The organism is Streptomyces graminilatus, assembly GCF_001418565.1.
Taxonomy (GTDB): Bacteria; Actinomycetota; Actinomycetes; order Streptomycetales; family Streptomycetaceae; genus Streptomyces; species Streptomyces graminilatus.
The window spans coordinates 1-9,952 of the sequence record NZ_LIQQ01000358.1; the positions used below are offsets into that span (position 1 = coordinate 1).

At 70.9% G+C, this 9,952-nt stretch carries 14 protein-coding genes; 10 read left to right on the forward strand and 4 right to left on the reverse strand.

Features of this window, described 5'->3' with window-relative positions; genetic code table 11:
* Both AOK08_RS28555 and AOK08_RS28560 read left to right on the forward strand, forming a co-directional pair.
* Window positions 1-465 (forward strand): HD domain-containing protein (locus AOK08_RS28555; RefSeq protein ID WP_479683328.1); only part of this gene is annotated, 465 nt, incomplete at its 5' end.
* A 119-nt stretch (window positions 466-584) separates the two neighbouring features.
* The gene (locus tag AOK08_RS28560) at window positions 585-1,784 is read left to right on the forward strand and encodes a GNAT family N-acetyltransferase (RefSeq protein ID WP_079054323.1); all 1,200 of its coding nucleotides are present in this window, start codon (window positions 585-587) and stop codon (window positions 1,782-1,784) included.
* Here the strand turns inward: AOK08_RS28560 and AOK08_RS28565 are convergent.
* Entirely contained in the window at window positions 1,777-2,052 is a 276-nt protein-coding gene (locus AOK08_RS28565) for a DUF4031 domain-containing protein (protein WP_055531378.1), read from the reverse strand. The two genes, AOK08_RS28560 and AOK08_RS28565, sit on opposite strands and share 8 nt — an antisense overlap.
* Window positions 2,049-2,450, reverse strand: coding sequence for a hypothetical protein (locus tag AOK08_RS28570; RefSeq protein ID WP_055531380.1), 402 nt, complete (start codon window positions 2,448-2,450; stop codon window positions 2,049-2,051). Before AOK08_RS28570 ends, AOK08_RS28565 begins: the two co-directional genes overlap by 4 nt.
* A gap of 56 nt (window positions 2,451-2,506) precedes the next feature.
* Between AOK08_RS28570 and AOK08_RS28575 the strand changes: the two genes are divergently transcribed.
* Complete coding sequence (locus AOK08_RS28575; protein WP_055531382.1) at window positions 2,507-3,436, forward strand: MurR/RpiR family transcriptional regulator; 930 nt, start codon at window positions 2,507-2,509, stop codon at window positions 3,434-3,436.
* 185 nt (window positions 3,437-3,621) lie between these two features.
* Complete coding sequence (gene murQ / locus AOK08_RS28580; RefSeq protein ID WP_055531384.1) at window positions 3,622-4,581, forward strand: N-acetylmuramic acid 6-phosphate etherase; 960 nt, start codon at window positions 3,622-3,624, stop codon at window positions 4,579-4,581.
* A gap of 127 nt (window positions 4,582-4,708) precedes the next feature.
* On the opposite strand, the gene AOK08_RS28585 is transcribed toward murQ, so the two are convergent.
* Both AOK08_RS28585 and AOK08_RS28590 read right to left on the reverse strand, forming a co-directional pair.
* Window positions 4,709-5,587: a hypothetical protein gene (locus AOK08_RS28585; RefSeq protein ID WP_055531386.1), complete on the reverse strand. Its 879-nt coding sequence runs from the start codon at window positions 5,585-5,587 to the stop codon at window positions 4,709-4,711.
* Window positions 5,580-6,161, reverse strand: a complete 582-nt coding sequence (locus AOK08_RS28590; RefSeq protein WP_055531387.1) for an RNA polymerase sigma factor — start codon at window positions 6,159-6,161, stop codon at window positions 5,580-5,582. Before AOK08_RS28590 ends, AOK08_RS28585 begins: the two co-directional genes overlap by 8 nt.
* A 177-nt stretch (window positions 6,162-6,338) precedes the next feature.
* Here AOK08_RS28590 and AOK08_RS28595 point away from each other — a divergent pair, with 177 nt between their 5' ends.
* The 6 genes from AOK08_RS28595 to AOK08_RS28620 all read left to right on the forward strand — a co-directional run bounded on the left by AOK08_RS28595 (window position 6,339) and on the right by AOK08_RS28620 (window position 9,852).
* Entirely contained in the window at window positions 6,339-6,830 is a 492-nt protein-coding gene (locus AOK08_RS28595; RefSeq protein WP_055531397.1) for a cupredoxin domain-containing protein, read from the forward strand.
* The gene (locus tag AOK08_RS28600; protein ID WP_055531389.1) at window positions 6,820-7,281 is read left to right on the forward strand and encodes a hypothetical protein; all 462 of its coding nucleotides are present in this window, start codon (window positions 6,820-6,822) and stop codon (window positions 7,279-7,281) included. Before AOK08_RS28595 ends, AOK08_RS28600 begins: the two co-directional genes overlap by 11 nt.
* A 75-nt stretch (window positions 7,282-7,356) precedes the next feature.
* Window positions 7,357-7,890: a GNAT family N-acetyltransferase gene (locus AOK08_RS28605; RefSeq protein WP_055531391.1), complete on the forward strand. Its 534-nt coding sequence runs from the start codon at window positions 7,357-7,359 to the stop codon at window positions 7,888-7,890.
* A 166-nt stretch (window positions 7,891-8,056) separates the two neighbouring features.
* Window positions 8,057-8,647 carry a hypothetical protein gene (locus tag AOK08_RS28610; protein ID WP_055531400.1) on the forward strand — a complete coding sequence of 197 codons (591 nt, stop codon included), beginning with the start codon at window positions 8,057-8,059 and terminating at the stop codon, window positions 8,645-8,647.
* Between the two features lie 154 nt (window positions 8,648-8,801).
* Entirely contained in the window at window positions 8,802-9,389 is a 588-nt protein-coding gene (locus AOK08_RS28615) for a dihydrofolate reductase family protein (protein ID WP_055531393.1), read from the forward strand.
* A 172-nt stretch (window positions 9,390-9,561) separates the two neighbouring features.
* Window positions 9,562-9,852: a DUF6355 family natural product biosynthesis protein gene (locus tag AOK08_RS28620; RefSeq protein WP_055531395.1), complete on the forward strand. Its 291-nt coding sequence runs from the start codon at window positions 9,562-9,564 to the stop codon at window positions 9,850-9,852.
* Window positions 9,853-9,952: the final 100 nt, after the last annotated feature.

Genomic DNA, 9,952 nt, shown 5'->3' on the forward strand with positions numbered 1-9,952 from the left:
GACCTCCCCCTGATCCGCCTCGCCGCCTGGTTCCACGACGCCGTCTACGCCCCTGACCGCTCCGAGAACGAGGAACGCTCCGCCCGTCTCGCCGAGCGGGCCCTCCCCGAAGCCGGTGTCTCCCCGGCGGGCACCGCCGAGGTGGCCCGCCTGGTCCGGCTCACCGTCACCCATGCCCCCGCGCCCGGCGACCGCAACGGCGAGATCCTGTGCGACGCGGACCTCGCGATCCTGGCCGCGCCCCAGGACACGTACGCCGCGTACGCGGCCGCGGTCCGCGAGGAGTACGCCTTCGTCCCCGAGGATGCCTTCAGGGCGGGCCGGGCGGACGTACTGCGCCAACTCCTCGCTCTGCCAAGGCTGTTCAGGACCCGGTACGGCGCACGTCACTGGGAGGAACCGGCCCGCGCCAACATCACGGCGGAGCTGGAACAACTGGGCCGGGCGGACCCGGGTCCGATGTGAATGACCCATGCGAGAGGCCCATATGAGGGAACTATGCGCAGGGCCGATGCGGGGGGACCGATCCGAGGAGCCGAATTAATCCGTGTCCGTCCGGGCACCCGGCCCCCTATCCTCGCCGCATGCTGACCATGGGCGCGAACGAAGTGGACGAGGCTGTCGCGAGCGCGGTGGCACTGTTGCGGCCGGCGGTGGGCCGGGACTGGGTGGGCACCAACGCGGGTGGTCTGGAGTGGAGTTGCCGGCGGACAGCCGAGCACATCATCACCGACCTCGTCGTCTACGCCGCGCGACTCGCGGGCCGGACCCAGAGCCCGAACACCCGCCTCAACATCACCCTCGCCGGCGCGACCGGCCTGACGCCCGCGGACAAGGAAGCAAGGGAAGAAGACGTCAACTCAGGCATCCTCGACGTCATCGCGGCGACCGGCGCCCTGCTCACCGCCGCCATCCGCACCGCACCCCGTGACGCGCGCGCCTTCCACCCGGCCCCCTTCCGCAGCGCGAACCGCGAGGGCTTCGCCGCGATGGGCATCGCCGAAGTGCTGCTGCACACCCACGACATCGCCGAGGGCCTGGGCCTGCCGTACCAACCGCCCGCGCATCTGGCGGAGTTCGCCCTCACCCGGATCTTCCCGCACGTCCGGCCCGGCCCGGATCACTGGCGGACGCTGCTCTGGGCGACCGGCCGCGCCGACCTCCCCGGACGGGCCCGGCTGACCGAGTGGAGCTGGTACAACAACCTCGTCCTCGACACCGAGCGCCTCCGCCTGGAGTGCGTCACCCCGGCCGCCGCGGCCGATCTCAGCGCGGGCGGCACCGGCGGCTTCGACTGGATCGGGGGCGGCCCCTTCGAGGGCACGCGGGAGGCGGCCGGGATGGCGTGGAAGGCGTACGAAGAGGGCGTACTCCGCCCGGAGTTCGGCCTGTACATCCTCGTCCGGCGGGAGGACGACCGCGCGGTCGGCGGCATGGGCTTTCACGGCGCACCCGACGAGGAGGGCAGGGCCAAGGTCGGCTACGACCTCGCGGAAGCCGCCCGCGGCAACGGCTACGCCACCGAAGCCCTGCGCGCGCTGGCGGAATGGGCCTTGGCCCGGGACGACGTACAGTCCCTGTTCGCGACCGTCGAGCCGCACAACACCCCGTCCCAGGGAGTGCTCGCCCGCGCCGGATTCGTACCGGTGAACACCGAACCCGCGCAACCCACCGATCCGGCACGACCCACCGATCCGGCACGACCCATTGATCCCGCACGACCCATTGATCCCGCCGAAGTCGGCCTACAAGCCTACGAGTTGCGCGACCGCACCCTCAACTGACAGGCCCGCCCGGCGTCTTCCGTCTCCGCAACCCCGCCCCATGCAGCAGCCGCACCACCTCGCGGCTGCTGACCTCCACCGCCCCGGCGCCCACCACATCCCCGTACCGATGCGACGGAATGTCATAGTGATCGCGCTCGAAGGCCCGCCGAGGCACCCCCAACACCTCCGCGAACGCATGGAGTTCCTCGTACGAGACATCGCTCACGAGGTGTGACCACAGCCTCCCGTGCCCAGGCCAGACGGGCGGGTCGATGTAGACGGTCACGACGAGATGCCGCCGCTCGCGGACCCCAGCCCCCCGACAGCCGCGACCCGCACGCCCGCCTCGTGGCACACCCACTGCGGATCGGGGCCCAGCTCCGGTTCCACCTCCAGGGCGTGCGGATCGCCGGTGCCGCAGACCGGGCACAGCGGCCAGCGGCCGTACGTCTCCAGCAGCGCGTCCTGGACGTCCTGGGCGACCAGGCCCGCCACGTATCCCGCGCCCTCCGGCCACTGCTCGACCCACCAGCGGCGCTGTACGACCGACTCCTCGACCATCGAGACGACATCCGCCTCGGCGACCTCGCGCGCGGCCAGGTCGGCGAGGACCAGGGCGCGGGCCGCGTGCAACGCCTGCTCCAGTTGGGTGACGGGGGTACTGGGGTCGCCGGTGGGGGTCATGCACCCATTGTGCGCACTCTTGACCGTATGCCGGAACGGAAAATATCTTTCATGACGTGAGCCGAGACGTGAAGGAAATTTTCGGACCAGCACCCGCGCCCGCCGCCCTCGCCGCCAAGGTGCGGACGCTCGCGCCCTCCATGACCCGCTCCATGCAGCGCGTCGCCGAGGCGGTCGCCGCCGACCCGGCCGGCTGCGCGGCCCTCACGGTCACCGGTCTCGCGGAACTCACCGGCACCAGCGAGGCGACCGTCGTCCGTACGTCCCGGCTGCTCGGCTACCCCGGCTACCGCGACCTGCGTCTCGCCCTCGCGGGCCTTGCCGCCCAGCAGCAGTCGGGGCGCTCACCCGCCGTGACCGCCGACATAGCGGTCGACGACCCGATCGCGGACGTCGTGGCGAAACTGGCGTACGACGAGCAGCAGACCCTCGCCGACACGGCCGCCGGACTGGACATGGCCCAGTTGTCCGCAGCCGTGGGCGCGCTGGCCGCCGCCCGCCGCATCGACATCTACGGCGTCGGCGCCTCCGGTCTGGTCGCCCAGGATCTCGCCCAGAAGCTGCTGCGCATAGGGCTGGTCGCGCACGCGCACAGCGACCCGCACCTCGCCGTCACCAACGCCGTGCAACTGCGCGCCAAGGACGTCGCCGTCGCGATCACGCACTCCGGGTCGACTGGGGACGTCATCGAGCCGCTGCGTGTCGCCTTCGAGCGCGGGGCCACGACCGTCGCGATCACCGGCCGCCCCGACGGGCCGGTCACCCAGTACGCCGACCACGTCCTCACCACCTCCACGGCCCGCGAGAGCGAGCTGCGCCCGGCGGCGATGTCATCCCGTACCAGTCAACTCCTCGTCGTGGACTGCCTGTTCATAGGCGTGGCGCAACGGACGTACGAGACGGCCGCGCCCGCGCTCTCCGCCTCCTACGAGGCTCTCGCCCACCGCCACACCCCGCGCGCCGGCGGCACGGCAGCCCGCCGCTAGCCCGCCGGCCCAGCCCACGCCCCGGTCGTCTCCCCGTCCAGGGCGCACACCCCACAGCCGTACAGCCGTACAGCCACAACACCCGGTACCGGCCGCCCTCTCACCGCCGCAGCCACAGCCGCAACCGCAGCCGCCGTGAGCCGTCGTACGTACTTACCGGAAGATCCGAAAGAGCAGCACACGCCATGACCCCAGCCGCTGACGCCGACGCGCACGCCTCCGCCAACCACCGTGCCCTGAAAGACGAGTTGGAGTCGCTGACGACGGAGGCGTTCCGTCCGGAGCTGGCCGACATCGACCGGCTTCCCACCCTCGGCATCGCCCGGCTGATGAACGCCGAGGACACGACCGTCCCGGCCGCCGTCGCCGAACGGCTCCCGGAGATCGCCGCCGCGATCGACGCCCTGGCGGCCCGGATGGCACGCGGGGGCCGGCTGGTCTACGCGGGCGCGGGTACGCCGGGCCGACTCGGCGTGCTGGACGCGTCCGAGTGCCCGCCCACCTTCAACACCGACCCCGCGCAGGTCACGGGCGTGATCGCGGGCGGCCCCGAGGCCATGGTCACCTCGGTCGAGGGCGCCGAGGACTCGAAGGAGCTGGCGGCCGGTGACCTCGACGCGCTCGGCCTCACCGCCCTGGACACGGTGGTCGGTGTCTCGGCGTCGGGCCGTACGCCGTACGCGGTCGGTGCCATCGAACACGCCCGCGCGCTGGGCGCGTTGACGATCGGCCTGTCCTGCAACGCGCACAGCGCGCTCGGGGCGGCGGCCGAGCACGGCATCGAGATCGTCGTCGGCCCGGAACTCCTCACCGGCTCGACGCGTCTCAAGGCGGGCACGGCCCAGAAACTCGTCCTCAACATGCTGTCGACGATCACGATGATCCGGCTCGGCAAGACGTACGGGAACCTGATGGTCGACGTACGGGCGTCGAACGACAAGCTCCGGGCGCGCTCCCGCCGGATCGTGGCCCTGGCGACGGGCGCGGGCGACGAGGAGATCGAGGCGGCGCTCGCGGCGACGGACGGGGAGACGAAGAACGCGATCCTCGTCGTCCTCGGCTCGGTCGACGGCCCGACGGCCGCCCGCCTCCTCACGGAGAACGACGGCCACCTGCGCGCGGCCCTGGCAGCCGCCCTGCACTAGATGATCGATTCCAAACGATTCCAAACGATTCCAGAGGGGCGCGTGTCCGTCCCCGGCTTCCCGGCTCGACGAAGGCTCGTCGAGGTCTCGTCGGGGTCTCGTCGGGCATGCGGAGGGGGGTCCGCGGTCACTGGTTCTGCCGTACGTCGAAGTGGGCCGTGGCCAGCACGGAGCCGTCCGTGGCCAGCAGCCGGGCACCGGACACCGTGTCCGGGTCGACACGCATGGGTGCTCCCCAGTACCCCCGGCCGGCGCCGTCGAGGGAGAAGGCACCGATGTGGACCGACGTGCCGTCCGTACGCTCCAGTCGGCAACTGACCCTTCCGGCCTCCGGGTATCCGGCCCGCGAGCCTGCGACCCCGGCCCCGCTTCCGGACCCGCCTCCGGACCGAGAGCCGGGTACGGGTACGGGTACGGATCCGTACCCGGCCTCGGGTCCGGACCCGGCCCCGGCCTGGGAGTCCGTCGTGGACCCGGCCCGGCCGAGGTGGACCGACATGTAGACCCAGCCCGGAGATGCGGTATAGGCGAAGATCCGGCCCACCGGGCGGTGGTCGGGAGCCAGCAGAGACGCTGTGAGCAGGTCGTGCTCCGAGCCGGGGGGCTCCGAGCCAGGGGGGCCAGGGGGCTGCGAACTCCGCGAGGAGGGAGCCGACGCTCCCTCGACGGCCGTTCCGACGGCCCAGCCACCGAAGCCGAACCCGAGGGCGATCGAGGCGGCAGCCGCCACCGCCACACCGGCCCGTGGTCGTCGCAGTCGCCGTCGTGCCGGCCGGTTCAGGCCCAGCCGGTCCGTCACCCGTGTCTCGAAGCCTTCGGGCGGCTCGCTGCCCGGCAGGAGGGAGATCAGTCCGTCCCCGACGAGCGTGAGCTGCTCGACGTGCTCCCGGCAGGCGGGGCAGCGGTCCAGGTGGGCGATAGCCTCGGCACGCTCCTGACCGGGGAGGATACCCAGAGCCAGCTCGTCGGCGACGGCCCTCAGCCAGTCGCAGTCCCTGTCAGTCATGATCGGCTCGCTCGGGTGCCAGAACCGTCCGCAGTTTCCCCATCGCCGTCCTGATCCGTGTCTTCGCCGTGCCCAGGGGGATCCCTTCGGACTCGGATATCTGCCGTGCGGTCATCCCGTAGATCCCGGCCATGACAACGGCCCGCGCCTGCTCACGCGGCAGTTCCGCCACCGCGGCCCGTATCCGGGATGCGGCGTCATCGGCCAGTGCCCACTGTTCGGGCGTCCGGGTCACGATGCCGAGCAGACCGTCGAGGTCCTCGGGGGCGACCGGGGTCGCCTTGCGCGCGCGGACGGCGTCGATCGCCAGGTTGTGCGTGATGGTCCCCAGCCAGGTCTTCACGGATCCACGCCGGGAGTCGTAGACCTGCGCATGCCGCCAAGCCCTTTCGAAGGTCTGCTGGGCGATGTCCTCGGCGAGCTGGGGGTCGTCGACGACGGCGATGGCGATACCGAAGACCATGTGCTGGAACCGGCGGACGAACGCGAGGGCCATCTCCGGGGCACCGGCCGCCATTCCCGCCAGCAGTGCCTCGTCCGAGAGTCGTCCGAGTGGTAGGCCCAATCTCCGCATACCAGTGGATACGGCGAACCTCGCCGAACGGATTCCCCCTGTTCCACGCGGGATCACGGCCCCATTCTCCCGCTTGCTCCCGTTTGCCGGAAATCCCCTGTCTCGTTTGCCGGGAATCCCCTGGCGCGGTCCGTCCGTATCACTGGTCAGGAACGATTTCTCATGGAGGGCCGAGACATGGCGACGACGCTCATGAAGTTCGCGCGCCGGAACGTCGGGCCCGGGCTGGCCGCCGGAGCACTGGCGGGCATCCTCGTGGCGTGCGGCGGCGGAAACGGCTACGGCGGTGGCGGTGGCGGTGGCTCGTCACCGCCGGCCCCGGCACAGAACGGCAAGCCGGGAACCACCCAGGTGGACGTGAAGCTGGTCGACTTCAAGATGGAGCTGTCCCAGCACACGTTGAAGGCGGGTACCTACACGTTCGCCGTCAAGAACGACGGCTCGCACACCCACGCCATGGAGATCCAGGGCTCCGGAACGGAACACAAGACGCGGACGCTGTCCCCCGGGGAGTCGGCGAACCTCACCGTCTCGCTGAAGGACGGCACGTACCAGGTCTACTGCCCTGTCGACGGCCACAAGGACCTGGGCATGAAGACCTCGCTCACCGTGGGCGGCACCGCCTCGACGGGCGGCGGCACCAGCACGACCAACGGCAATGGCTACTGAGCGCACGGTCGCGCTCATCGCCCTCCGGCTGGCCGCGGCGGGAACAGCCGTGGCCATGGGCGCGATCCACCTCCATCTCTGGTACGACGGCTACCGGTATCTGGACACGATCGGCACGCTGTTCCTGCTCAACGCGATCGGGGCCGGGCTGCTCGCGTTGTCGCTGCTGATCACACCCACCCGCCTCCTGCCCGTCCTCGCGACGCTGGGAGCGCTCTTCACGGCCGGCACACTGGTCGCCCTGATCGTCAGCCTCACCTCCGGTCTCTTCGGGTTCCAGGAGTCTCTCGACGCGAACCTGGTCAAGCCCACCCTCGCCGTCGAAGCGGCAGGGTGCGTTCTGCTGGTGGCGCTGGCCCTGCTGAGCAGACGCGGCAGGCGCGGCAGGCTCGGCAGACGCGGACGGAAACCGACCGCCGACCGCCTGTCCCCTTCCGCCTATGACCACTGACCCCTTGGAATCGATCACCAGGGGCGACGGGCCCGCCGGTTCGTCCCCCCTCCGCCGTCGGGCAGGATGGGCGCCATGACCGAGATCCACACTCCCCGCCTGCTCCTTCGCCGCTGGACCGACGACGACCTCGTGCCCCTGTCGGAGATCTTCGCGGACTCCCAGGTGATGCGATGGATCGACGACGGCTCGGTGCGTGACCTGGAGTACGCGGCGGAGACCATCGAGCGGTGGGAGGAGGAGTGGGACGAGGAGGGCTTCGGCATCTTCGCCGTCGAACTGCTCGCCTCGGGCGAACTCGCGGGCGCGGTGGGCTTGTACGTGCCCGACTTCCTGCCGGAGGTCGCGTCCGACGTGGCGGTCAGCTGGCTGCTCGGCTCCCAGTTCTGGGGCCAGGGGTACGCGTCCGAGGCCGCCCACGCCACCCTGGAGTTCGCCCTCCAGGACCGTGGCCTGGACCGCGTGATCAGCATCAGCAGAGGGGGCGACGACGCCTCGGAGAACATCATCCGCAAGCTGGGCCTGACGGAGGAACGGGACACGACCCACCCCGTGTACGGCCACCAGCTCCTCGTACACGTGATCGACCTCACGGAGTACGAGGCGTAGGCGCCGCCGCCGGGTCGTCCGGTCGGCATACGTGCACGGGCGCCCGCGTTGTCAGTGGCGTGTGCGACGGTGGAGACCACGAACCGCTCAGCACACGCACACAGCCATACATGCAGGTATGCAGGTATGCAGGTATGCAGGTATGCACGCCGAAGGGACGACCACCGTGAACCACGCCCAGTTGACCGCCCTCGGGCGAGCCCTGCGCGTCCTCGGCGAGCACGGGGACGCGCTCGGCGGCGACACCGCCGACGCGAAACTGCACGAGATCAAGGCCGACCTCAAGCGGGCCCTGGCGATCCTGGACGACACGGTGACCGGTTCGGCGCCCACGACGCGCTGCGCCGAGCACCCGAACGGCCCGGTCGACGAGAGCGCGAGCGACCTGTGCCTGCTGTGCGAAACCCGCCGCCGCAGCGCCCGCCGCTCGGCGCAGAACGGCGCCTATCCGCAGGCCCGCCCGGTGGACGGGGAGCCGACGGCCCCCGAGCGCACAATGTCCCGGTACGGCGTACGCGCGGACCGCCCCCAGTCCCAGCAGCGCTGGATCCCCGAGGTGTGGACCGGCCAGGTCTGGCAGCTCTGCGGCACCCCGCGCCGCGACCGCCTGGAGGCCGAACACTACCTCTCCGCCGAGCGCCGCGCCCCCCGCCCCGGCATCGCCTACCGCCTGCTCCACGAGTTCACCGACTACGAGGTCCTGCGCATCTGGGGCACCCCGGTAAAGGTGGACATCGAGCCGATGGGCAACCTGTAGCCCCGATGCCCGGGTCATTCGGCGACGAGCGGCGACGAGCGACGACGAGTGTGCCAATGAGAGCCGATGAGAGCCGATGAGTTCCGGGGCCGCGCCCGGTCTATGAATACGAGGGGTGCACAAGCACCCCGGGACATCAGACATGGGAGCTGTGATGAGCACCGTGGTCATGCACGCCGTCGTTTCCGTGGACGGTTTCATCGCCGACGCGGACGACCAGGTCGGCCCCCTGTTCGACTGGTACGGCAACGGAGACGTCCCGCTCGACGCGAAGAACGTGGTCTTCAAGATCTCCCAAGCCTCGGCCGACTACGTGAAGCCGATGTGGGCGGGCATCGGGGCGACGGTGATCGGACGCCACCTGTTCGACACCACCGACGGCTGGGGCGGGACACCCCCGGCCGGTGAGCACGTGGTCGTCGTATCGCACCGTCCACGGCCCGACGGGTGGCACCCCGAGGCGTCGTACCACTTCGTCGACGACGTGACCCAGGCGATCGCGAAGGCCAAGGAACTCGCCGGGGACCGTACGGTCGCCGTGGCGGCGGGTGACGTCGGCGGTCAGGCCTTCGCCCTCGGCCTGGTGGACGAGGTGGGGATGGACGTCGTACCCGTCGTCTTCGGCTCGGGCAAGCGGTACTTCGGGGCGACGGACACGCAACAACTGCTGGACAACCCGCACACGGTCATCCAGGGCGACCGGGTCCTTCACCTGAGCTTCCGGGTCGGCGAGAGGCGCTGAGGGCCGGGCGAGAGGGCCGGTGGAAGGGCCGACGAGGGACACCCCAAACCTTGATCCACACCTCGGGGTGAACCAGGTCCCTCGTCCGAGGCAACGGGGGCGATCGGACGGCCGGTGATCGTCGATCCTGCCGGTGTCCGTCCGATTCGTTCCCTTGCCAGGAGATCCCCTCTTGAACGTCCGCCGCTTCCTGACCACCGCCCTCGCCATCGTCGGCCCGCTGACCAGCGCCCTGGTGCTCGCCGTCGCCACCCCGGCGGCCACCGCCGCCGCGAACCCCTGCGGGTTCTACGAGACGGGCAGCGACGCGTACTACAACCACTGCACGAGCGACGGCTCACGCATCGTCATCGAGGTCGAGGTGTTCGGCCCGAACTACGAGAAGTGCGTGGGCCCCGGCGACACCTGGCTCGGCAGCAGCGGCAGCATCGACGGCGCGTTCTACACGGGCCGCCTGTGCTGACGCAGACCTGATCCAGGCCATACGCAGCCGGCGGTTGACCGGCGGGGCGAGGCGAGGTGGAAGGACGAATCCGCCCCGACCTCGCCCCGCCGGTCAACCG